This is a genomic window from Carboxylicivirga sediminis (genome assembly GCF_018156225.1).
GTDB lineage: Bacteria > Bacteroidota > Bacteroidia > Bacteroidales > Marinilabiliaceae > Carboxylicivirga > Carboxylicivirga sediminis.
Window position 1 is genome coordinate 55,431 of sequence record NZ_JAGTAR010000027.1, and the last position, 24,696, is coordinate 80,126.

The window sequence follows — 24,696 nt, forward strand, 5'->3', positions numbered from 1 at the left end:
TAGTTTTTTGTTTGTGAATAGAATATATCACTCAAAAACCTGTGTAAATAATGCTAGCATATTAATTAACTATTAAGATTAAAAAAATGTCAACCGACCATTTGGTCTAATGTAAAGAATTACATTACTTTGTTACCGACGAAGGGAAAGCTACTTATAAGTGTTTTTGCTTAGAATAACCTGACCCAAACAGTGGTTTATTCAAGTGCTTGAGCATTTTTTATGTAGATTATGAGATAAAGAATAGTGAACCTACATCTATAATTTAAACGCAATGAATAAACCAGTCTATTGGATTTCATGTGCACTCTTTATTCTTAGTTGCTTCGCCTGTGATAAGGACGAGGTAAATAATAAAGAATCAATCAATGAAGTCTATTTAAATCTTGACCTTAAAAGTATTAGTGCGTCTGTGTTAGATAATCATCTGATGCAAATCAGCGACGCTGAGGGTGCTGTTGTAAGCGAATTTACCGATTTGCAAAACCTGCCTGGTCAAATAGAACTACCAGGTGGCGATTATACTGCTGAAGTGCTCTCGGAAATAACAACTCCCGCATTTGATCAGCCTTTATATGGCGGTACACAAAACTTCACGGTGACAGATCAAAATACAACATCATTAAGCCTAACACTTACACAATCAAACTTTGGGGTAAAGGTGGTTTATGCCGATGATTTTAAAACTGTCAACACTAATTATTCGACAGTCATTAGTAATGAACATGGCTCCTTAAGTTACAGTGATTCAGAAACCCGTTTTGGTTATTTTGTAGAAGGGCCAATTTCTGTGGTTCTTACCTATACCGATGCTGATGGGATTATCCAAACGGAAGAAAATGTACTGGAAGCAAGTAATCCGTCCATTGCAGCAGGTACCGCATTGACAATAAAATTTCAGACAAGTGAAGATGCTACCTATACCGGTTATTATGCACAGGCCTCAAATAAAACAGGTCTTGAGTTAAAGGCTACTTTAGGTGATATCATTTCTGCAGGATATAACGAACGTTCATATGCTGACTTGTGGGAGATCTACAAGGTCTCGGATATAAGAACCGATGGAACTATCTGGGATATGTATTCTGATAATCCAACCGGCCCCGAAACATATGTTTACTACCCAGGAGGAGATCAGTGCGGTAACTATTCTGGCGAAGGTGATTGTTACAACCGTGAGCACTCGGTGCCTAAAAGCTGGTTTAATGATGCCGCACCAATGTACACCGACATGGTTCACCTGGTGCCTACCGATGGATATGTCAATAGTAAGCGAAGCAATTATCCTTTTGGAGAAGTAGGCAGTGTTACCTGGACATCGGATAACGGCTGTGTTGTGGGTTCTGCTCGTAACGGTTTGGGATATTCAGGAACTGTATTTGAACCCATCGATGAGTATAAAGGTGATTTTGCCCGCATCTACTTTTATTTTGTAACGCGTTATGATGATAGAGTGGCCGGATGGAATAGTGTAATGTTTAGCTCTGATGCTTATGGGTTGGACCAATGGGCTATTACTATGCTTTTGGACTGGAGTGCGAATGATCCGGTGAGTGATAAGGAAAGAGAGCGAAATGAGCACATTCAGGACTTTCAAAACAACCGTAATCCATATGTCGATCATCCGGAGTTTATAGATAAAATATGGGGACAGTTGAAGTCAAGCCAAAAACTTAAAAGTGGGGTCGCAGTTCAAGCGGCTGAATTAACCTTATCAGTTAACTAAATCAGAGAAAAAAATCAATCAACTTATGAAGCTACTTTCATTAATAGCTCTATGTTGTATCAGCTTTTCGTTAGCAGCGCAAAATGGTGGTTTAAAAGGAGTCATCATTAACGCTGAAACCGGAAATACTGTACAAGGAGCTACAATCACTCTACAACAAAGTAATGTTTCATGCACGAGTGATCAGAATGGTGCCTTTGAAATAAAAGGAACAGCTGGTGCAGAAACCTTAATTGTTTCTTCTTCAACTATACAAACCTTAAACCTTGAAGTTCAGATTCCTTCTTCCAGCATATTTGATCTGGGCAAGATAAAAGTTGAACCAGCTGCTACTTATGTCAATGCTTTCTTTATTGGCGAAGATGAGATTAATATTGAGGATGATAACGACCAGGTCATTTCTGGCCTTTTGGTCTCATCTGATGATGTATACCTCAGTAATGTAGGTTTCACATTTAGTCCGATGCGTTTTCGTGTAAGAGGATACGATCAGGAATACACCTCAACATTTATCAATGGGGTTAATTTTAACAGTGCCGAGCGTGGACGCTTCTTTTACGGAAGTGTTGGTGGCCTGAATGATGTGGTTAAAAACAAAGATGTAGTTAATGGGCTTGAAATGGGTTCATTCAGCTTTGGTAATATTGGTGGTGCAACAAACATTAATATGAAGGCACGCAACTATGCACGGGGCGGACGTATTAGTGCCAGTTACACCAATCGGTCATACAATTATAGGGTAATCGGCACCTATTCAACCGGATTGATGGATAATGGATGGGCATTTACAGTTTCTGGCTCGCGTCGTTATGCGAAAGAAGGTTACATTGATGGAACATTCTATGATGCCTGGTCTTATATGTTGGCTGTTGATAAAGTGCTGAATGACAGGCATAGTATTTCATTCACAACTTTTGGTGCTCCCAGCCAGCGAGGTAGTTCAAGTGCTTCGTTTCAGGAAGTATATGATATTACCGGCGACAACCTGTACAACCCCAACTGGGGTTATCAGAACGGTAAGAAACGCAATGCACGCGAGACAAAGTCTTATGAACCAGTAGCTATTTTATCGCATGAGTGGAATATTGGTGAGCAAAGCAAACTGACAACCGGTGTGGCAGCACGTTACAGTATGTATAAGAAAACAGCACTAAACTGGTACAAAGCAGAAGATCCTCGTCCTGATTATTATCGTTACCTGCCAAGTTATCAGGAAAATCCTGAAATAGTGGCGATGTACGATAGCCTTTGGAGAAATGATGTAACGATGCGTCAGATTAACTGGGATAGGATGTATGAAGTCAACAGGTTGAACAACAATGAAAATGATAGGTATGGAACTGACAAAGGTGCCAGCTATATGGTTGAAGGCAGAAATAATGATTATATGGAGTTTACCTTCAACTCAACATTTTCAACCGCTATCAATGAACGTTTTAAGCTGGTTGGTGGCGTTGAGACTCGCCGAACCATTGGGATGCACTACAAAACCGTTGAGGACCTTTTAGGTGGTTCACACTGGTTGGACATTGACCAATTCGCAGAACGTGATTTTAGTGGTGATTCATACAAATTGCAGAACGACCTGAATAACCCTAATCGTAAAGTGACAGAGGACGATACCTTTGGTTACGATTATGAGATGCATGTCACTTCGGCCAATGTCTGGTTTCGCAATGACCATAGCTTCTCAAACTGGGATGTGTATTATGGAGCAAAACTAACCTATACTGGCTTTTACCGCGAAGGAAATATGCGTAACGGCCGTGCTCCCCTTAATTCATACGGTAAAGGGAAAGAACATCGGTTTGGTGATATTGCCGTTAAAGCTGGTGGTAAATACAAGCTAAGCGGACGCCATATTCTGGCATTTAATGCAGCTTATGAAACACGAGCTCCGGTGCCTTACAATGCCTACTTGTCTCCCCGCATTAAAGATAATCAGGTACCAGGTATGGAAAACGGTATTATTCAATCAGGTGATATTGGTTATATCATGAATTTGCCACGATTTAAAGGCCGTGTGACAGGGTATTATACATTGCTTGATAACCAGATTGAGATTGATAATTATTATCACGACGCCTTTCGCACTTTTATGAATGTGGCCATGACAGGGATTCAAAAAGAATATCGTGGTGTTGAATTTGGTGCAGAAGCAAAGGTGACGGACCAGATCACATTAACTGCTATAGGTAATGTGGGTGATTATCGTTACACTAATCGTCCTGAAGCAACATTTAGTTTTGATAACGGAAGCCAACCAGATATCACTGAAACGATTTACTTAAAGAACTTTCATGTGGCAGGTACACCTAGCATTGCGGGAAGTTTAGGTCTGGATTATTTCCATCCAAAAATGTGGTTCTTTAACATCAATGGCAACTTCTACGATAAAACCTATCTGGATGTGTCACCAACCAGAAGAACCGAAGCTGCTGTTCAGTTCCCAACGGATGGCCTGACAGATGAAGAAATTGATGCTAAACTGAGAGAGATTACAGAACAGGAAGAGCTGGGAAGTAAATTCACATTAGACCTTTCTTTAGGAAAACTTATCTATTTTGAGAATAATAACAGTCTAAGCATTAATGTAATGGTTCAGAATGTGCTGAACAATACTGATATGCGAACAGGTGGTTTTGAGCAGGGGCGCTTCGATTTTGAAGAGTATAATGTCAATAAATTTCCGCCACGTTATTATTATGCGCAAGGTTTGAACTTCTTTGTAAACCTGGGCTACCGTTTTTAAATATATCCAAATCAGAACAAGAAAATACAAACATATGAAACTTAGAAATTATAGCTTATTCGTATTAGCACTGATGCTGGCAGTGTTTACAGGGTGTGATGAAAGGGATTATGATGTGCCTCCAATTACAGCTCCGGAATATAATGGGCAAGCAACTCATACAATAAAACAATTTAAAGAGCAATTTACAGGCGACTATCAGGAAATAGACTTTCATGTGGTGATAAGTGGTATTGTAACCGCCAACGATGAGTCGGGTAACCTGTATAAAAAGATGATTATACAGGATGATGAACAAGCCATTGAATTATCTATCGACAAAAACAGTATTTATAACACCTTTCGTGTTGGGCAAAAAGTGTTTGTTGAATGTGAAGGTTTATATACTGGTAAATATGGCGATAAGCAATTGATTGGTTATAAATACCAGAGCAATGGTGAATGGGCCGTTGGCCGTATGCCGGCCGAACTATTTGATTTGCATGTGTTCAGACACGACTTTCCTGGCGACAAGCCACTACCTCAGGTGGTGAAGATTGCCGATCTGGACAATTCCATGAAAGATAAATTGGTGACATTTGAGAATGTTAAGTTCTCAGAAGGTGGGCAGGTTACTTTCGCCGAGCAATCTCAAGGTTCAACATCTCGTGACATTGTTGATGCGGATGGCAAACAAATAATTGCCTATACCAGTTCCTACGCCAATTTTGCCAACGAAACCTTGCCAGCTGGTTGGGGTAGTTTAACGGGTATCATGTCAAATTTTCGTGGAACCTGGCAGTTGGTTATTCGTGATACACTGGATATCGGCACTTTTGTGGATGGACCGGATACACCGGTTACCACTGTTGATGAAGATTTTGAAAGTGCTGAAGATTATGATGTGGCAGCTATTAATGGTTGGTCGGTTGTTAAGGTGTTGGGCGACCGCAACTGGCAGATAAGAACTTTCTCAGAAAATAATTATGCACAGGCAACAGCGCATAAAGGCAGTGCTGACGATTATGAATATTGGTTGATTTCACCCCTTATCGATTTTGATAATGCCACTAACAAAACGATGTCCTTTGAAACCGCCAAAGCCAATTGGAAGAGTACCTCATCATTGGAGGTATATGTGTTAGATAGCAAGGATATTGCCAATGCTAATGTGGAAAAACTAAACGTAACTTTAGCTGGCGAAAGTGATACTGATAATGCGTTCATTCCTTCAGGCGATGTAGATTTATCAGCCCAAACAGGGCAGAAATACATAGGGTTTAAATATGTAGCCAAGGGTGGAGAAAGCAACTCAACCACTTTCCGCATCGATAACTTCAAATTTGGTGTAGAGTCAACACCGGTTGAAGACCCTGATCCGGTCACAACCATTAGTGAAGACTTTGAAAGCGGAACCAATTATGGTTCGGCAGCCATTAACAACTGGACAGTAGCCAAAGTAACAGGCGATCGCGACTGGATAATTCGCGCCTATAACAATAATAATTATGCACAAGCCTCAGCACACAATGGTGAATCTGAGGATTACGAATACTGGCTAATTACGCCAGCTATTGATATGGATAATGCCACTAATAAAATCATGTCGTTTGAATCGGCGCAAGCCTATTGGAAAAGCACGTCTTCATTGGAGGTTTTTGTGATGGATAGTACTGATCCTGCATCGGCCAATGTTGAGAAATTGGATGTAACGCTTGCTCAGGAATCCGACACGGAGTTTGCGTATATACCAACTGGCGATGTGGATTTATCGGCCCAAACGGGTATTAAATACATTGGCTTTAAGTACGTGGCCAAGGGAGGTTCCCAAAACTCTACCACTTTCCAGATTGACAATTTTAAGTTTGGAGTAACCGAATAACTAAAAATACTTTAACTAACAATTAGACCTAATGAAAATGAAAACAAAATTGCTCATGATGGCACTGGGCCTGGCGGTGTTATCGAGCTGTTCAAACATCAAGGAAGATGTATCTGAAACAGGAACACTGGAAATTAAGTGCGGTTATAATTCTGCGGTCACGCTGAAATCAACAGCAGCTGTTGACCCCAATAGTTTTGTGGCGAAAATTATAAATGGACAGGATGCTGTAGTGAAGGAATACAATCCCGTATCAAGCGCTCCAGACCAAATTGAGCTGATGGCAGGGTCTTACACTGTTGAAGCCTATTCAGAAGAATTCACTACACCAGCATTTGATAAACCTGTGTATGGAGGTAGTGTATTGGTAGATGTGGTACCAGGTCAGAACAGAGCAGCCGCCATTAATTGTACGCAAACCAATGCCGGTGTTAAGTTCTTATGGACAGATGAATTTAAAGCCTCTTTTTCGGAGTATGCAGCAAAGGTAACAATAGCTGATGCATCATTGGATTATCCAAAAACAGAAACCAGAACAGGTTATTTTGCACCAGGTGATGTAACAATTGATATTACCATTGGAACTGCGCCAAATGCTGCAACATTCTCAAAGACCATTACACTTAATGCACGTGAATTAGTAACAATTAAACCAGTCGCATCGGATGCAGGTTCGGGCACTTTAACTGTAACAATTACTGTTGATACTGATGTGACAGAGCGTGAAGAGGTATTTGTGATTGGTACTGGTGGGGGAACAACTGCACCAGTAGGTGAGTTGACTGAGGATTGGTCTACTGGTACTGATTTGGGTAGTGCAGCCATAAATGGTTGGACTGTGGTTAACAGTGATAATGCGGCTGATCGTGCCTGGGTAACCAAAGTTTATAATTCTGAAATATACGCTCAGATGTCCGGCTATCAGGGTTCAGCAGGTGAATATGAATCATGGTTAATATCACCGGCGATTGATGTAACAGCTGCAACCTATAAAAACTTGAAGTTTGAAACTGCCAAAGCATATTGGGGTGCTTCAACTACATTGGAGGTGTTTATAATGGATGGAGCAGATCCAAGTACAGCTAATAAGGAGGTATTAACAGCAACTTTGGCTCAAGAATCAGACGCAAATCATGCCTGGATACCTTCCGGTACAATTGATCTGTCAAGCTATTCAGGTACACGATATATTGCTTTTAAATATGTGGGTGCGGCTACCACTTTCCGAATGGATAATTTCCATTTTGGATTTAACCCAAATGATTCGGGTGACACAGGTGGCGATACAGGCGGTTCAACAGGATCAGAAATCTTAGTAGAAGATTTTGCTGATGTTACTGGTCCAGCTGATAATCCAACATCTAAGTGGACTGGAAATACAAATTTTCCAATTGTGAATGATAAAGTTTATGCATCTGATGGTATGATTAAATTGGGGTCGAGTAGTGATTTAGGTTCAATTGAAAGTAAGACTCTTGATTTATCAGTAAATGGGGGTGCTTTTACAGTTTCATTCAAAGTAAAAGGTTGGACGAACGATTATGACAATAAGGTGGTCATTGTTGCTGCTGGTGAGGAAAAAACAATTGATTTTACTAATACTGGCGGGCTAGTTGAAGTTTCTGCAAGTTTTACAGGCGGTACAGCCAACACTACAATTGTCATTAAAAATGCTTTAAAGACGGATCCTGGATATGAAGGTAAGCCTATGCGTATTTTTGTTGATGATGTTAAAGTAACAGAGACTAAGTAATAATACTATATTTCAGCTGAGGCAGCCTGGTTAGTGAGGTTGCCTCTTCTTTTATAAATGATAACTAATTATGATGTTCAGGTATCTTCTTTTAATATTTCTGTTAGCTGTATTGGGAACAAATGCCCAAGACAAGAAATATACTGTTTATGGTATGGCGTTTTACAACGTTGAGAACTTATTTGATACGGTTAATTCTGATGATACCAATGATGAGGAATTTACACCGGATGGCAGCTATCATTGGAATGAAATGAAGTACGAGAATAAGCTGAAAAATATTTCCACTGTCCTCAATCAATTGGGGGGCAAGTATTGCCCGCAGGGGCCGGCTGTTGTGGGTTTGGCTGAGGTGGAGAACCGAAAAGTGCTGGAAGACTTGGTGGCCTATGGCAACATTGCTGATAAAAATTACCAGATAGTACATGAGGAGTCACCCGATTACCGAGGTATAGATGTGGCTTTAATATATAATCCTGCCATATTTACACTTGAGTCGCATAAAACCTATCCATTTGAATTGCCCGAAGATACGAAATACAAAACCCGCGATCAGCTGTTGGTTACCGGGCATATATCGGGTGAGAAAGTGCACGTGATTGTTAACCACTGGCCATCGCGCAGAGCCAAATCTATCCGCCGTGAGCAGGCCGCTGCAGTAACCCGTGCTATTGTTGATTCCTTGCTAAACGATGATGCTTCGGCCAAAATATTTGTAATGGGTGATTTTAACGATGATCCCACCAATAACAGCATTAAAAAGGTGCTAAAAGGGAAAAGAAAGAAGTCAGAAGTCCAAAACGATGAGATGTATAATCCATATTGGGATTTCTATGCGCAGGGAATAGGTACTCTGGGCTACAAAGGAAGCTGGAGCCTATTTGACCAGATCTTGATGAGCAAAGGCCTTATCGATGCTGATAAAAAGGAACTATTTTATTGGAAGTCGGAAATATTTAATAAGGATTTTCTGATTAATCAGGAGGGTCAGTTTAAAGGGTATCCTAAACGAACACACTCCAAAGGGATCTATCTGAACGGATATAGTGACCACTTGCCGGTAATTACCTACATTGCTAAAGAACTATAAGCACATGCCTGTTGTACTCAAACCATATCTCAAATTAGTAGCGTTGGCACTGGTTTGCTCTTGTTTTCTAATGGCTTGTTCCGATGAAGAAACATCAGGCGACTTGTCCTTTGAATTGGTACCCGATGTAGGCGAAATTCCGGTTAATGGCGGGCAATACGAATTACACATTAAAACAAGCTCAGGCTGGACAGTAGAAGAAAATGCTGATTGGCTATCAAGCTCGTCGCGATATGGTGATGGAGATGCAGTTGTTACGATAACCGTGGACGCCAACAGCGGCAGCAAGCGGGGTGAGAATATTAAAATAGCAACCCGCAATAAAACGGAATATTTATACCTTGTTCAGAGTGGTGCTGATGATTCAAATACCGGCAATGGAGGGAATACTGGTTTGGGCGATATTTCAAAGCGCATCGAAATACCCGAGTTGTCAGGCGGTGATGATGCATTGTTTATAACTCATTCTACCGATTATAAAGGTAAAAATATAACCAACTTCAGCTTGGAGTACAGTAAGTCGAAGCGGCATGCCAAATGGGTAGCTTTTACCTATTACAACGAAACGGCGGGCAATAATGTAAACCGCACAGATGCCTGGGGTGATGATCCTAAGGTGCCTCAGGAGTATCGCTCGCAACGCTCTGATTTTTATGGGTATGATCGGGGACATATCGTCGCTTCTTCTGATCGTGTTTATAGCCGCGAAGCCAATGAGCAGACTTTCTACTATTCAAATATGACGCCTATGTATGGTCATTTTAACCGAAATATCTGGACAAAATTTGAAGAAGTAGTTAGAAACTGGGGGCGTAGTACATCATTCAGAGACACCTTGTATGTGGTCAAAGGAGGCACGCTTGATAAGGTGATTGAATACACTTCAGCAGGAACTTATGTGCCGGTACCCAAGTATTATTACATGGCTCTGGTGAACTATAAGAATAAGAAATATTCCGGTCTGGCTTTTTGGATAGAACACACAAGTGACCAGGATGCAGGAAGTATGATGGTTGATGATTTTGCCATTAGCATCGACGACCTTGAAAGCAGAACAGGCATTAACTTTTTTCCAAACTTGCCTGATAACATTGAAGATGATATTGAATCCAGGCTCGATAAGTCGCTTTGGGGAGGCATGTAATACCATTTAAATAGTAAAATGCGCTGGTATAATGCCGATGCATATTCATCGTGTCTTAAGGAGTGAAACAAACTAAAGGCGCATTTTGAATTGTAATCAGTATAATCCCTTCACTAAACAATATTACAGCCACTGCAAAACAGGGTGGCTTTTTCATAAAATACTTTTTAACTTATTGGGGCCAAAACAGATAAGATGCTCAATAAGAAAAACCGCCATAGTATTATCATTCAAAATCATGAACTGGTATACTACCGCATTGGTAATGGAGAACCATTGCTGCTGGTTCATGGCATTACTACCTATTCATTCATCTGGCAGAAAGTGGTGCCATTTCTGGAAAATCGGTATGAACTGATAATTGTTGATTTATTGGGTTGTGGTGATTCAGCTAAATCCATTGATGTTGAGTTTTCACTTAAGAATCATGCTAATATTCTCGCTGAGCTGCTGGAAGCTCTGCATATTAACAAAGTGCATCTGGTAGGTCACGATGTGGGTGGAGGTATTTGTCAGATTATGGCTGTGAGGTTTGCCGAACTCATACTGAGCCTCACCGTTATTAATACTGTGGCCTATGATTTCTGGCCGGTTCAGCCCATTATTTCCATGCGTACACCCATCATCCGGCAGTTGGCCATGGCATCACTCGATCTGGGAGCCTTTCGTTTTATTGTCAAACGAGGGCTGTACTACAGAGAACGGCTCAGTAATGAACTGATGAACTGTTTCTGGTATCCTATGAAAACAAGTGCTGGTCGCAAGGCTTTCCTGCACTTTGCGCACTGCCTGGATAATAGAGACTTAATAGAGATTGTTGATGGTATTGAGCAACTGCAAATACCTGTTTTGATAATACGGGGAGACAAGGACGTGTACCTGAGCAAACAAATTGCGGAGAAACTGCACCAAAGTATTAAGGGAAGCCAGCTAAAGGTTGTTGCTACAGGCGGTCATTTCATTCAGGAAGATGAACCTGCGATGATTGCCAGGTATATTGATGAATTTATAACGGTATAAATGGCAGCTGATAAGGAAATACTAAGGCGGTTAGAACTAAGGGTTAAAGAACTGGAGGAAGAGAATAATTCCCTTTCTGACCAGGTTGAAGAGATGCTGCTGCTTAACCTTATCAACGAAAGCTTCGATGAGATAACTGATGAAGGAATGCTTTTAACTGCCGTCTTGGAGAAAATATCAGTGCTTAAAGATATTCCGTATTGTGCCTGTTTTGAGTTTAGTGAGACTAGTTATAATTGTTTGGCTCAATATTGCTCCTTTTATACAAAAGTGCCCTGCCTGAGTGTCGTCTCCATATCAGGCGATTTATTAAAAGAGCTGAATACTCAATCTATAATCCGAACTAATTTAAAGGAAAAACCAGGTTTGCTGACATTCGATTCGAAAAGTGCTACTTTTTTCCCTGGTGAGATGCTGGCCATTACCTTTCAAACAAGGGCTTTGAATCATGGGGTATTTATTTTTGTTTGCGATGGCAAGCCATCAGGGCCATTAAAAAATGATTTGTTGCCTTTTTATCAGATAATCCGGATAGTTACAGACAAATGGGATCGAATCAGTTTAATGAAAGAGCTAAAACAGCTCAATAAGGAGCTGGAGAAACGCGTTGAAGAACGTACCAACTTATTAAAGCAAAGTGAGGAGAAGTACCGTCAGCTGTTTGATATGGCTAATGATGCTATTTTCTTGTGGGAAATTGATGCTAATGGAAAGGTTTTAGGCTGCAAGGAAATGAATGATGCGGTGCTGAAGATGACGGGCTACAATAAAGACGATTTACAATCCCTCAACCTGTTTTCTCTGTTAGCTGATACTTACACTCAAAAAGAACGAAAGGTATTTGAGAAAGATTTCGCCCGGCAAAGTGGTATTCTGAAAGCTTCATTCAACACCAGGATAGGCATTATTCCACTTGAGCTACATTTTAGACGTATAAAACTGAATAATAAGCAGATGGTATTGGCCATCGCCCGTGACGTAAGCGAACGACAAGCCTACGAAAAACAAATAATTGAGGCCAAAAATAAAGCGGTTGAATCCGAAAAACTGAAGTCTGCCTTCTTAGCTAATATGAGTCATGAGATAAGAACGCCCATGAATGCAATAATTGGTTTCAGTGAGCTGCTCTATCAGGATGAAACCATGCCAGGTGAAGTGAAATTATATGCAGACATCATCTTTAAAAACAGTCTCCATTTACTGAATTTGATTAATGACATTGTTGATTACTCAAAAATAGAAGCCGAACAAGTTACTATCTGGAATGAAGCCATCAATGTAAATGAGTTGATTTCAGAACTTTCTATCAATATGATATCTATTCTTCATCAATTGTCCAAAAGTCATATTGATGTGTTAACCCATACGCCATTGATTGATAGTGAAGCGGTAATTATTAACGATAAAACACGACTTCGACAGGTGTTTACCAACCTGATTAATAATGCCATAAAGTTTACTCAACAAGGATTTATTGAAATAGGCTATCAATACAATCAAGATTATCTGGAGTTTTATGTACGTGATTCGGGAATTGGAATCGCTACAGAAAACCAAAAGAAGGTGTTTGAACGCTTTGTTCAGGTCAGGGATCCTGAAACAAGTAGTGCCGGTGGTACGGGATTGGGTTTGGCTATTTGCTCTAATCTGGTGGAACGTATGAATGGACAATTGTGCCTCGAATCAAGCATTGGTGAAGGATCAACCTTTTGGTTTAAGTTGCCATACAACAAAACCAATGAGTCATAATGGATTGAAAATCGCATTATAGAACATGGCATTGTATTTTTTATTAGTTTTAAGTGTCGGTAACCCTCTAAATAATTAGTGCTTGGGCTTAAAAACTTCGATAACAGCCATACTGATTGCTGTAGTGCTGCAATGTACTACAGCTAATGTTCGTGGTTTAAAATTTAAGCATCTGGATATTGATCAGGGCCTTTCTAATAATTATGTGACATCGGTACTTAAAGACTCGAAAGGATTTATTTGGGTGGGTACTTTTGATGGTTTAAACCGTTACGATGGCTATCAAATTCAGGCTTTTAACAGTTATGGCGAAGATGAACTGTTGTTAAGTAGTAACATCATCAACTGTCTTTTTGAAGATTCAAAGGGTAACCTGTGGATAGGTACCATGGGTGGAGGGCTTAATTGTCTTGATGCTTCACGCAGAAACGTTAGTGTCTTTGAATATGATTCGCTGCACAACAGCATTGCCTCTAATCATATTTTTGATTTAACCGAAGACGCACTTGGAAACATATGGATTGCCACGGGAGGCGGAGTGAATAGGTATAGCCCTGTCACAAAGCAATTTGAACTATTTTCACTGGCAGAAGGATTAAGTAATGTCAATGTGGTATCGGTGGTTTTGCTCAACAATATTGTTTACGCTGGTATGTATGGCGGTGGAGTCAATATGCTGAATACTGAAACGGGAGAAATTAAATCTTTGGATGAAGAGGCCAGGATGTCGCTTGATGAACATGTTCTTAATGTATTTGTGGATAGTGATGGACTACTTTGGATTGCATCTGAAAAGCAGGGCTTATGGTGCTTTAATCCATCAGATAATACGCATGTGCATTATACAAGTAAAGAAGAACAATATAGCTTTCTGGAGAACAACTTTCCGGTTTGTATTACTGAAGATAAGCGTAAGCGAATATGGGTATCTACCGATAAAGGAGGACTTTACTGCTTCGATAAAGCGACAGAATTATTTAGTAATCTGCAAAATAATCCTGTGATAGATGAAAGTCTTAAATCCAATGCTTTAACCAGGATATTGATTGATGATAATAATTTACTTTGGGTAGGCACCTACGATAAGGGAGTCTGCTACAGCAATCTCAATCAAGAGAATATCGTTCATATTACACATCAAATGAATCAACCGGGTTCGCTTTCAGATAGAAGTGTAAATTGTATTTATGAAGACAGTGACGGGGAAATATGGATTGGTACCGAAAATGGTCTTAACAGGGCAGATAACAAGTTTAATATCAAAGAGAAGTTTTATCGTACAAATGGGTTAAGTGATAATGTAGGTTTAAGTATTCTGGAAACAACTAGTGGCGAATTGTGGATAGGTACATACACTGGTGGGATAAGCATTTATAATAAACAAACCGGAGACTTTCGCTATCTGAAAAAGTCTGAGAGTGAAGAAGAAGGTATTTCCAGTGATTTTGTAAGAGCTTTGTTTCAGGACTCCATGGGATTAATATGGATTGGCACTGTAAGAGGTGGTTTAGATGTGTTTGATCCCCGAACCGGTACAATTACTCATTACCCCAATACACATAACGAGCGACGATATTTGAATAGCAGTAACGTATTGTCGATTCTTGAAGATAAACAACATAATATATGGATAGCTACCTATGGAGGAGGAGTTAATGTTTATCATCGGGCTACAGGCACATTCTCTTATATCCAGAATGATAAAAACAATCCACAGTCCCTTTCAAGCGATCAGGTAACTTGTCAACTGATTGATAGCAATGGTGACTATTGGGTGGGTACCAATTTTGGGCTCAATAAGATGAATGCAGATAATGAAACATTTACCGTGTATTATATTGAGGATGGGTTGGCCAGTAATTCAATCGTTGGACTGGTGGAAGATGAAAATGATAATCTCTGGATCACCACGCAAAACGGATTATCGATATACAATTTGAGAACAGGCTTGTTTAGCAATTTTTTCAAGGAAGATGGACTTCAGGAAAACGTGTTCCATTACAATGCGGTTGCCAAATTGCGGGATGGTTCCATTGTGTGTGGAGGTATTAATGGATTAAATGTATTTGAGCCCAATATAAATATTGAAAGACGAAAGCCTCAGCCGGTTATAATCACTGGGTTATCCATTTTTAATAATCAGGTTAGTTTTGGAACATTGGCGGATGGTCGCGAAATATTCAAGGGAAAGCTTAGCGAGGCTAAAAGAATCAACCTATCACACAAGGATAGGCTATTTGAGATAAGTTATTCGACCCTCGAATACGGGAATCCCAAACAAACAGTTTTCCAATATAAAATAGACGAACTACATGATAACTGGATTAACCTTGGGAATGAAAACACAATATCTTTTCACAACCTTCGACCAGATGATTATACATTCAGAATTAAATCAACTATATCAAATTCAAAGCTGGAAAGCGATGAAACGGTTTTAACCATCAGTATAAAGCCACCATTTTACGGCACTGTTTGGTTTTTCATGCTGGTGGGGATTGTTCTGCTGACAATGGTTATTGCCATTTATCTGATTAAAAACAGAAACGCACGCATCAAAAGGAAACTTCTTGAAAAAACAGTAGCAGAGAAAACCAGGGAGCTTTCAAAAGCCTATGAAAAGCTTGAGAAACAAAATGATAGTTTAGAGCGAAAAGTTAACGAACGGACCAGGGACTTGCTGCTGGCAAAAGAAAAGGCTGAAAAGGCTGACGCTTTGAAAACCGCTTTTTTGGCCAATATGAGTCATGAGATTCGTACACCCATGAATGCAATTTTGGGGTTTGTTGATTTACTGATTAATGTAGATGTACCGGAAGAAGAGAGTGACTATTTTAAAGAACTGATACAGTCCAACGGCGTTACGTTAATGCGTTTGATTGATGATATAATGGATTTGGCCCGTATAGAATCCGGGGATTTTCAGATTAAAAAAACGTACTTTGAAATCACTGAGGAAATAGAGAAGATTGCTTCCAATTATATTGATGGCAACAGTGAAATAAATGAGGGGGTGCGGTTTATTTATAACAAACTGGAACAGCCTCAGGAGGTGTTTACCGATAGAATTCGACTTCGCCAGATAATCACCAACCTGATAAATAATGCTATAAAATTTACCGAGAATGGGTGGATAAAGTTTAACTATTCCATTGAAGATGGCAGGATGTATGGCTTTGTGCAAGACACCGGAATAGGCATACCATCACATGAGATTGGGAATATCTTTAACCGGTTTAATAAGTTGGAAGGCTATTCTGAGAAAGTCTACCGGGGAACCGGTTTGGGACTGGCCATTACAAAAGGGCTGACCAAGCAGCTGGGGGGAAATATTAAGGTAGAAAGCGAAAAAGGTAAAGGTTCCACCTTCTACTTTAATATTAAGATCACCGAAGATTAGGCGAACAAAAATTTAAACGCTTCTTCAATTTTATTGGCTTTAATAACTTGAATATCATATTTATTCAGCTCAACACCTTTAACATAGCTGGGTATAATAATGCTCTTAAATCCTAGTTTAGCAGCTTCGCCAATGCGTTGGTCCAATCTGGTCACTGGTCTGATTTCGCCCGACAGCCCCACTTCTCCTGTCATACATATATCTGGCGAAATGGTCATGTCCATATTCGATGAGAGAACAGATGTAATGACAGCCAAGTCAATAGCAGGATCATTTACTTTAAGTCCTCCGGCAATATTTAAGAACACATCTTTTTGAGCCAATTTAAAGCCTGCACGTTTCTCAAGAACAGCCAGGAGCATATTCAACCTTCTCAGGTCGAAACCAGTAACTGAGCGTTGCGGGTTTTGGTAAGCAGCCGTACTTGCCAGTGCCTGCACTTCAATTAAAAATGGGCGAACGCCCTCCAATGCTGCTGAAATTGCAACGCCGCTCATCTGTTTTTGCTGAGTGGCCAATAATAATTCAGACGGATTACTTACTTCGCGAAGGCCACTGCCCAACATTTCAAAGATGCCAATCTCATTGGTGGAGCCAAAACGGTTCTTAATGGAGCGCAATATGCGGTACATATGGTGACGATCGCCTTCAAACTGCAGCACCACATCTACCATGTGCTCCAATACTTTGGGCCCGGCCAGGCTGCCCTCTTTGGTAATGTGGCCAATGAGAAATACCGGGATATGCTTGTCTTTACATACGCGCAATATAGTTGCTGTGCATTCGCGTATCTGAGAAACACTGCCAGGCGCCGATTCGATGCGTTCAGTTTCGAGCGTTTGTACCGAGTCAATCACTAAAACGTCGGGCTGCTCATTTTCGATGTGTTTGATAATATGCTCAACCGATACCTCGCTAACTACATGACAATTATCGGCCGATGCCCCTGATATACGGTCGGCACGAAGCTTTATCTGTTGAGGGCTCTCTTCACCAGATACATAAAGTACTTTAACATTGGGCAGGTTAAGGGCTGTTTGTAATACCAGTGTCGATTTTCCTATACCGGGTTCGCCACCAATTAATACCATGGCACCCGGTACCAGCCCACCGCCTAATACCCGATTTAGTTCCTCATTACCGGTACTAAGGCGGGGCATTTCTTCAACCGAAACTTTTGAAACAGGCATCGGTTTTGTGCGCTCAGCCAGCACAGTTCCGGGCCGACTGTTTTTGGCTTTACCGGTTATCTTGGTTTCCTCAACAAACGTATTCCATTCGCCACAGGCATAGCATTTACCTTCCCATTTGGGCGATTCATTGCCACAGTTCTGACAAACAAATACCGTTTTCGCTTTAGCCATAACTACATGGATGTTTTAATCTTTTCAACAATAGAGGTAGTAGAAAAACCTTCGACAAAGTCGATGGTTTCCACTTTTCCTCCTTTGGCTTTGAGTATGTCGTAGCCAACAATGTCTTCAGCTTTATAATCGCTGCCCTTCACCAATACATCAGGCTGCAGGGCTTTAATTAGTTCATAGGGGGTATCCTCATCGAAAAAAACAACTAAATCGATAAACTGTAGGGCAGCCATTAATATGGCTCTGCTTTGTTCATCAACAACAGGGCGTTTCGGACCCTTCAGGCGTTGAACTGACGCATCGGTATTGAGCCCAAGCACCAATTTGCTGCCTTTATCTTTTGCTTTCGACAGGTAATCGATATGGCCGCGGTGCACAATGTCAAAACAACCATTGGTAAAAACAATGGTGTCTCCGTTAGCGCTCCAATGCGATACAATCTCCTGTGCTTCACTACGGTTCTTAATTTTATTAGTAATGGCATCTAGCTGAGTCATTGAGTAGTCTTTTATAATAACTGAAGGTATAAAAATAACAAAACCCCGACAGGTGCCGGGGTTCTAGCTTAATATTTTTAAAAACTGCTTTTAAACCAGTGCATTGGTTGCTGTATCCGGAAATACAAATGTTGGTTTAAACTGCTTGGCTTCTTCTAGAGACATGTGGCAATATGTAATAATAATAACTACATCGCCAACGGCCACTTTACGGGCTGCAGCTCCATTCAGGCAGATAACGCCTGATCCTCTTTCGCCTTTGATTACATAAGTTTCAAGGCGCTCTCCATTATTGTTGTTAACAACCTGAACCTTTTCATTTTCAATGATGTTAGCTGCGTCCATTAAGTCTTCGTCAATGGTAATGCTTCCAACATAATTCAGATTTGCTTCCGTTACAGAAACGTTGTGTAGTTTTGATTTTACAACCTCAACATTCATGATCCCTATTTTTGTATGTCACGTTATCTATCAATCTTATCTCACCAGCAAAAACAGCAATACAACCAACAATGTAATCACTCTTCTCCCAGTTGTCAACAGGCTGCAGTGTATACCCATCTACTATTTCAAAGTACTCAACTTCCAGCCCTTTGGTCGCATTAATGGTTTCTTCAACCTGTTTTTTGATCTTTTCTACCGATAAATCAGGGGCAAAGTTACAAGATTCGAATAAAGTACGGGCAATGGCAGGTGCATTTTTTCGTTGCTTATCAGTGAGTAGCATGTTACGCGAGCTCATGGCCAGTCCATCTGCTTCACGAACAATGTCGCAAGGTACTATCTTAACTGGCAACTGTAGCTGTTTGGTCATCTCGGTTATAATAACGAGCTGCTGAAAATCTTTCAGACCAAAAAAGGCCTTATCGGGCTTTACCATGTCAAAAAGGCGACTGACTACCTGTGCTACCCCGTTAAAGTGACCAGGTCTGTAGCGTCCTTCCATCACAGTTTCGAGACTGCCAAAGTTAAATTGTCTGGAATCTTCTTCGGGATAAACCTCCTCAACGGAAGGGGCAAAAACAATATCGCATTTGACTGAGGATAGTGCCTCAAGATCGGTATTTAAATCTCGTGGGTAGCGATCAAGATCTTTTGCGTTGTTAAACTGCGTTGGGTTAACAAAAATACTTACTACCACAATATCGGACTTTGATGCCGCATGTTCCACTAATGATAAGTGGCCATTGTGCAAGGCCCCCATCGTGGGTACAAAGCCAATACTTTTGTTTCCCTGTTTGTGGTTTTCAAGCAGAGCCTGAAGAGCAGTAACTGTATGAACTACTTGCATGCTTTATGTATTTAATTGACACACAGGTTAATGTTTGCATTTTGTCGTGGTGTCTGAAAATAGCTCGGCAAAGTAATAAAATACTTATCACATTTGGTTCACGAAATCTCAAAAACCTTGTTAAAATATGCTTTCTTGCACAGAAATTGTTTGGTTTGAGGCCCTATATCGCTATGCGTGCAAGGGTTTTAATTTGTTACGTGGTTTATTTTTCGTACTTTTGCATTTGCTAAAAATATTCTACCAGTATAATAATGGAAAAAGCAAAAGTCTTATTCATCTCTCAAGAAATAACACCTTACTTACCTGAGACAGAAATGTCAAAAATAGGTCGTTATTTACCACAAGGCATTCAGGAATTAGGTAAAGAAATCAGAACATTCATGCCACGCTTTGGCTGCATTAATGAGCGTCGCAACCAGTTGCACGAAGTCATCAGGCTTTCGGGGATGAACCTTATTATAGACGACACCGACCACCCTTTGATTATTAAAGTTGCTTCGATTCAGGCTGCTCGTATGCAGGTTTACTTTATCGATAATGAAGACTATTTTCAGCGTAAAGCCACTCTGGTTGATGAAAATGGAGCTGAGTTTGAGGATAACGATGAAAGAACCATCTTTTTTGCACGTGGAGTGTTAGAAACCACCAAAAAACTCAGATGGGCACCTGATGTAGTTCATTGTAATGGCTGGTTTACAGCTCTTGCACCGTTGTACATTAAAAAAGCCATGAATGAAGATCCGCATTTTGCCAACTCAAAGGTGGTTTATACAGTTTATAATGATGATTTTACTAGTCTTTGGAGCGAAAACTTTAAGGAGAAGCTTAAGTTGGATGGAGTGGAAGACAGTGATCTGGAGGTAATGGCAGCCAATGACTTTGTGAACCTTACCAAACTAGCCATCTCAATGTCTGATGGTGTTATTCAGGGAAGTGAAACTATCAATCCCGAAATTAGTGAGTTTATTAAGCAATCGGGTAAGCCATTTTTAGGATATCACGATGAAGAAAGCTATGTTAGCGCCTACAATGGTTTTTATGACTCATTGCTTGACTAATTAATGACATTTATGAAGAACTACTCTTTACGAAAGATATTTTCTATTGCAGGCCAATCATTAGCTATTGGCCTTCTTTCTTTATCGGTAGGTTGTAAAGACGAACCGGCACGTTTAACAGGCGATGTGTTGCCCGACGGTGAGAAAATAAAAGGCCTCGTGTATGATGAGCATGAAATTGGCACCCGAAACATAAAAAGAGAAAGTGTACGCACCAGTGATGCAACATTTGGCATTATTGGTAAGTTCGACGATCCGGTTTTTGGAAGTTCTGAAGCTGCCTTTTTAACTGATTTCTCCATTGGTAAGCGGGTAGCTTTCTCCATTAAATATATTGATGGAGATGACGAACAGCGAGACACCGTATTATATCAGTTTAACAACAATAACGAATTTGATTTTCCTAATGATACTTGGGAAGTAGACAGTCTTGTGCTGAACCTGCAATACCAGTTTAATAACTGGTATGGTGAAATGAAGCAAGCGCAAACGGTTAATGTTTACGAATTAGAAAGCGACTTAGGTTCGGTTGGTAAAGAGTATTTCAGTGACCATGATGTTGATGGGATGTACAATATCAACCCGATAGCCTCAAAAGCAGTCTATCCAAACAGTGAGGTGCCTGATAGTATGCGTTCTGTCAACTGGAGTAATCTTTATCAATACCCCGATAGTTTATGGAATTATCCACAGTACCTGTGGGACAATGATAAGGTTAAGGCCTCAAAAGATAGCTCTTGGTTGGATTCAGATTTTAACGGTAACACAACCAAAACCAAAACCTGGAGCTTTAAGTTGCGAGATGACGTAAGAGACAGGTTCTTTGATATGTCGGAAAATGAATTGAAATCAACGGCTGCATTTAAGGGTGTGTTTAGTGGGGTGTATGTGGCATTGGATGACATTCAGAATGGTGGAAATGGCTGGCTGGCTAAAACGAATTTGCTGAGCTCCTCATCAGTTGCCTCTAATCTAACCCTGCACCTGTCAAGAGACTATAAGTATTTAAATACCGATTCAGTTATCCGAGATACAACGGCTGCCTATAGCTATACTTTTCCTATCAACCTTGAGAATGTTAGGTTTAATACATATAAACATGAGCTGGAGACAGCCAATATTGATACAACAGATGCCACGCCAGACAGACTGTATATACAAGGTATGGCAGGTAGCTATATGCGCATGCAATTGCCTGATGAAGTTATTAACTGGGTGGATTCAATTGGCGATCCGGCCAATGCAGATCCTTCTAAGGAGTTAGATTACCGCTTGGTTTCCAATATCGAGTTCTTGATGGAAATCGATACAGTTTCTTCTAACATGGATTATTACCCGGCACCATCTAAACTCCAGATAAAATGGCTTGATGATAAAGGTAAGCTTGAAGATCCTGTATATCCGATTGAAATTAATGGCAACAAAATATCGATTCCTGTATTTGGTCGAGATGTAGATGGCGATGGTAGTTTGGATGGTGTAGGAGAACGGGTCATTCGTTACAGTAAAGAGGGACGTCCTGAGTATGTATACCGTTTTATTATGAGAGCAGAATACTTCAACTATATCATGAGGGAAGAAGATGGGGCAGCATTAAACGAGAAACAGTTCTTTGTAGGCCCGGAAAGCACAACCTCTAATTTCCAGCGTGTTGTTCTTTTTGGCGGAGCCAATGAAAGCAGACCACTTAAGATGAATATTAAGTATTTCTTATACAGACCGCGATAAGTAATTATTACAATATAAAATGAGAGGGTGCTTATTGCATCCTCTTTTTGTTTGTATAAGAATATAAAAGGGTATCAGTTTTTTCGTAAGTGAAATGGCTTGTCATTGTCAAGCGAGGCCTTTCTAAACCTTTATATTGGATAGTTGGATTTACGATTTTATTATGTTTGGCTTTCTTTTCATTCTTGCCTTGCTTCGTAATAAAATTGTTTCATACATTCGCTTTGTAAAGTTACTTCACTACTGAGAGAATGAGCACATACCGGCCTTTATCAAATCAAGAAATTAGCATCCTTGAGCAGCGTAATTGCTTTTGCCCTGATTGGAGCAAGGTACTTGTTGATGAGGGATTTGATTCTGTTACGGTCAGAAATGTGTCTTTCTCCGGAGATGTTAGATTGGGCTCGTTCAAAAGAGCATTTACTTTTGCGGGTGGTGTTCAGAAACAAGCTGGTATCTCCAATGCCACCATCCATAATTGCATCATTGAATCTGATGCATACATCAATCAGGTGAAGAACCACATTGCCAATTACCATATTCACTCTAATGTTGTAATCGAAAATGTTGATTCAATCATTACCGAGGGTGATAGTTGCTTTGGTAATGGCGTTCTGGTATCTGCTTTAAACGAAGCCGGCGGGCGTGAGATAGCTATTTATAATGAGCTGTCTGCGCATACTGCCTATATTATGGCTATGTACAGGCATCAGCCGGCAGTGATTGAGAAGCTGCAAAAGCTGATAGATGCTTACAAAGCTGGCATATGTTGTTCAAAAGGTACCATTGAGGAGGGTGCACACCTTATTAATTGTCGTACCATAATAGATACCAATATTGGCGCTTATGCACGTGTTGAAGGTATATACCGTTTAAGTAACGGAACAATTAACAGTTCAGTTGATGCACCCAGCTATTTTGGGCCTGGTGTTATTGCTGAAGATTTTATTGCGGCTTCAGGTTGTCGGGTAAGTGACAGTGCACTTATTTCTAAATGTTTTGTTGGTCAGGGCTGCGAGCTGGGAAAGCACTACTCAGCAGAGAATTCCGTGTTCTTTGCCAATTGCCAGGGATTCCATGGTGAAGCCTGTTCGGTGTTTGCCGGACCATACACCGTAACTCATCATAAATCAACGCTGTTGATTGCCGGGTATTTTTCGTTTATGAATGCCGGCAGTGGGTCTAACCAAAGCAATCACATGTATAAGTTAGGACCCATTCATCAGGGAGTGGTTGAACGAGGTTCTAAAACAACCAGTGATTCTTACCTGTTATGGCCGGCTCATATTGGTGCATTTTCTTTGGTGATGGGTCGTCACTACCGTAATCCTGATACGTCACAGCTTCCATTCTCCTACTTAATAGAGAATAAGGATGAAAGTATACTGGCACCGGGAGTTAACCTGCGCAGTGTTGGTACAATAAGAGATGCCCGCAAATGGCCCAAAAGGGATAAGCGGACTGATAAAAAACTATTGGATTTTATCAATTTCAATTTGCTTAGTCCCTTTACCATTCAAAAGATGATTAATGGTAAAAAGGTTTTGAAAGCTTTAATCACTTCATCGGGGCAAACTTCAGACTATTACATGTATAATAGTGTGAAGATTACAAATACTTCGCTAAGGCGTGGAATTCAGTTGTATAACACCGGGATTGTAAAGTTTTTAGGGAATGCGCTTATAAAAAAGCTGGAAGATGTTATCTTTGAATCGTTAAATGAATTAAGGAGTGGCCTTTCGAAAACTTCCGATTATGGAGATGGGGAGTGGATAGATATGGCCGGTTTGTTAGTTCCCAAAGAAAGGGTGATGACCCTTTTAAATGATTTACAAAAAGATAACATATCCAATTTGGAGGAGCTGAATGAGCGATATGCTATGTTACACGATAACTATTTTGATTATGCGTGGACATGGTGTTTGAAAGTCTTCATAGAGGAGTTTGATATTGATTTCCAGACAGCGGAAATCGATCAGATACTCAACTTTGTTGACAACTGGAAAAAATGTGTTATTGATTTGGATAATATGGTGTATGCCGATGCCCACAAGGAGTTTACATTAAACAACCAGACCGGCTTTGGCATTGATGGCTCGGAAGAAACCCGCATAATGGATTTTGAACAGGTGCGTGGTGAATTTGAGAAACACCCTTCGGTGCAAGACATCAGTAATCATATCAGGGAAAAAAGCAGACTGGCTGAAGAACTGAAAGAAAGGCTTATCCTCTTGAAGTAGAGAATAAACCTTAAATAGAT

16 protein-coding genes are annotated in these 24,696 nt (G+C 40.4%); 12 read left to right on the forward strand and 4 right to left on the reverse strand.

Going from position 1 to position 24,696, the window contains the following annotated elements:
- The first annotated feature begins 274 nt into the window (after positions 1–274).
- From KDU71_RS16375 to KDU71_RS16415, 9 genes are all read left to right on the forward strand, one after another.
- Positions 275–1,726 carry an endonuclease gene (locus KDU71_RS16375; RefSeq protein ID WP_212192173.1) on the forward strand — a complete coding sequence of 484 codons (1,452 nt, stop codon included), beginning with the start codon at positions 275–277 and terminating at the stop codon, positions 1,724–1,726.
- Between the two features lie 25 nt (positions 1,727–1,751).
- Positions 1,752–4,478 (forward strand): carboxypeptidase-like regulatory domain-containing protein, encoded by a 2,727-nt coding sequence (locus KDU71_RS16380; RefSeq protein ID WP_212192174.1) that lies wholly within the window; start codon positions 1,752–1,754, stop codon positions 4,476–4,478.
- Positions 4,479–4,512: 34 nt separating this feature from the next.
- Entirely contained in the window at positions 4,513–6,339 is a 1,827-nt protein-coding gene (locus KDU71_RS16385) for a DUF5689 domain-containing protein (RefSeq protein ID WP_212192175.1), read from the forward strand.
- A 37-nt stretch (positions 6,340–6,376) separates the two neighbouring features.
- Entirely contained in the window at positions 6,377–8,092 is a 1,716-nt protein-coding gene (locus tag KDU71_RS16390) for a DUF4493 domain-containing protein (protein ID WP_212192176.1), read from the forward strand.
- A gap of 70 nt (positions 8,093–8,162) precedes the next feature.
- A complete protein-coding gene (locus tag KDU71_RS16395) occupies positions 8,163–9,182 on the forward strand; it encodes an endonuclease/exonuclease/phosphatase family protein (RefSeq protein ID WP_212192177.1) in 1,020 nt (339 codons plus the stop codon).
- Positions 9,183–9,186: 4 nt separating this feature from the next.
- The gene (locus KDU71_RS16400; protein ID WP_212192178.1) at positions 9,187–10,326 is read left to right on the forward strand and encodes a DNA/RNA non-specific endonuclease; all 1,140 of its coding nucleotides are present in this window, start codon (positions 9,187–9,189) and stop codon (positions 10,324–10,326) included.
- A 195-nt stretch (positions 10,327–10,521) separates the two neighbouring features.
- A complete protein-coding gene (locus KDU71_RS16405) occupies positions 10,522–11,346 on the forward strand; it encodes an alpha/beta fold hydrolase (RefSeq protein WP_212192179.1) in 825 nt (274 codons plus the stop codon).
- Positions 11,347–13,095: a sensor histidine kinase gene (locus KDU71_RS16410; RefSeq protein ID WP_212192180.1), complete on the forward strand. Its 1,749-nt coding sequence runs from the start codon at positions 11,347–11,349 to the stop codon at positions 13,093–13,095.
- Between the two features lie 82 nt (positions 13,096–13,177).
- Complete coding sequence (locus KDU71_RS16415) at positions 13,178–16,495, forward strand: hybrid sensor histidine kinase/response regulator (protein ID WP_212192181.1); 3,318 nt, start codon at positions 13,178–13,180, stop codon at positions 16,493–16,495.
- Here the strand turns inward: KDU71_RS16415 and radA are convergent.
- The 4 genes from radA to panC form a co-directional block, all read right to left on the reverse strand.
- Entirely contained in the window at positions 16,492–17,859 is a 1,368-nt protein-coding gene (radA, locus tag KDU71_RS16420) for a DNA repair protein RadA (RefSeq protein WP_212192182.1), read from the reverse strand. The two genes, KDU71_RS16415 and radA, sit on opposite strands and share 4 nt — an antisense overlap.
- 2 nt (positions 17,860–17,861) lie before the next feature.
- Positions 17,862–18,356 carry a D-glycero-beta-D-manno-heptose 1-phosphate adenylyltransferase gene (rfaE2, locus tag KDU71_RS16425; RefSeq protein ID WP_212192183.1) on the reverse strand — a complete coding sequence of 165 codons (495 nt, stop codon included), beginning with the start codon at positions 18,354–18,356 and terminating at the stop codon, positions 17,862–17,864.
- Positions 18,357–18,446: 90 nt separating this feature from the next.
- A complete protein-coding gene (panD, locus tag KDU71_RS16430) occupies positions 18,447–18,797 on the reverse strand; it encodes an aspartate 1-decarboxylase (RefSeq protein ID WP_212192184.1) in 351 nt (116 codons plus the stop codon).
- Positions 18,787–19,647: a pantoate--beta-alanine ligase gene (panC, locus tag KDU71_RS16435; protein WP_212192185.1), complete on the reverse strand. Its 861-nt coding sequence runs from the start codon at positions 19,645–19,647 to the stop codon at positions 18,787–18,789. The genes panD and panC overlap by 11 nt, the downstream gene beginning before the upstream one ends.
- A 254-nt stretch (positions 19,648–19,901) precedes the next feature.
- On the opposite strand from panC, the gene KDU71_RS16440 reads away from it, so the two are divergent.
- The 3 genes from KDU71_RS16440 (at position 19,902) to KDU71_RS16450 (ending at position 24,676) form a co-directional block, all read left to right on the forward strand.
- On the forward strand, positions 19,902–20,708 hold the full coding sequence (locus tag KDU71_RS16440; protein WP_212192186.1) for a glycogen/starch synthase: 807 nt from the start codon (positions 19,902–19,904) through the stop codon (positions 20,706–20,708).
- A gap of 12 nt (positions 20,709–20,720) precedes the next feature.
- The gene (locus KDU71_RS16445) at positions 20,721–22,436 is read left to right on the forward strand and encodes a DUF4270 family protein (protein ID WP_212192187.1); all 1,716 of its coding nucleotides are present in this window, start codon (positions 20,721–20,723) and stop codon (positions 22,434–22,436) included.
- A gap of 251 nt (positions 22,437–22,687) precedes the next feature.
- Positions 22,688–24,676 (forward strand): DUF4954 family protein, encoded by a 1,989-nt coding sequence (locus KDU71_RS16450; RefSeq protein ID WP_212192188.1) that lies wholly within the window; start codon positions 22,688–22,690, stop codon positions 24,674–24,676.
- The last annotated feature ends 20 nt before the right edge of the window (positions 24,677–24,696 follow it).

What these genes read in the sequence shown, in the direction of transcription:
- KDU71_RS16375 (WP_212192173.1), top strand. Translation starts at nt 275, where the DNA reads ATGAATAAACCAGTCTATTGGATTTCATGTGCACTCTTTATTCTTAGT.
- KDU71_RS16380 (WP_212192174.1), top strand. Translation starts at nt 1,752, where the DNA reads ATGAAGCTACTTTCATTAATAGCTCTATGTTGTATCAGCTTTTCGTTA.
- KDU71_RS16385 (WP_212192175.1), top strand. Translation starts at nt 4,513, where the DNA reads ATGAAACTTAGAAATTATAGCTTATTCGTATTAGCACTGATGCTGGCA.
- KDU71_RS16390 (WP_212192176.1), top strand. Translation starts at nt 6,377, where the DNA reads ATGAAAACAAAATTGCTCATGATGGCACTGGGCCTGGCGGTGTTATCG.
- KDU71_RS16395 (WP_212192177.1), top strand. Translation starts at nt 8,163, where the DNA reads ATGATGTTCAGGTATCTTCTTTTAATATTTCTGTTAGCTGTATTGGGA.
- KDU71_RS16400 (WP_212192178.1), top strand. Translation starts at nt 9,187, where the DNA reads ATGCCTGTTGTACTCAAACCATATCTCAAATTAGTAGCGTTGGCACTG.
- KDU71_RS16405 (WP_212192179.1), top strand. Translation starts at nt 10,522, where the DNA reads ATGCTCAATAAGAAAAACCGCCATAGTATTATCATTCAAAATCATGAA.
- KDU71_RS16410 (WP_212192180.1), top strand. Translation starts at nt 11,347, where the DNA reads ATGGCAGCTGATAAGGAAATACTAAGGCGGTTAGAACTAAGGGTTAAA.
- radA (WP_212192182.1), bottom strand. Translation starts at nt 17,859, where the DNA reads ATGGCTAAAGCGAAAACGGTATTTGTTTGTCAGAACTGTGGCAATGAA.
- rfaE2 (WP_212192183.1), bottom strand. Translation starts at nt 18,356, where the DNA reads ATGACTCAGCTAGATGCCATTACTAATAAAATTAAGAACCGTAGTGAA.
- panD (WP_212192184.1), bottom strand. Translation starts at nt 18,797, where the DNA reads ATGAATGTTGAGGTTGTAAAATCAAAACTACACAACGTTTCTGTAACG.
- panC (WP_212192185.1), bottom strand. Translation starts at nt 19,647, where the DNA reads ATGCAAGTAGTTCATACAGTTACTGCTCTTCAGGCTCTGCTTGAAAAC.
- KDU71_RS16440 (WP_212192186.1), top strand. Translation starts at nt 19,902, where the DNA reads ATGGAAAAAGCAAAAGTCTTATTCATCTCTCAAGAAATAACACCTTAC.
- KDU71_RS16445 (WP_212192187.1), top strand. Translation starts at nt 20,721, where the DNA reads ATGAAGAACTACTCTTTACGAAAGATATTTTCTATTGCAGGCCAATCA.
- KDU71_RS16450 (WP_212192188.1), top strand. Translation starts at nt 22,688, where the DNA reads ATGAGCACATACCGGCCTTTATCAAATCAAGAAATTAGCATCCTTGAG.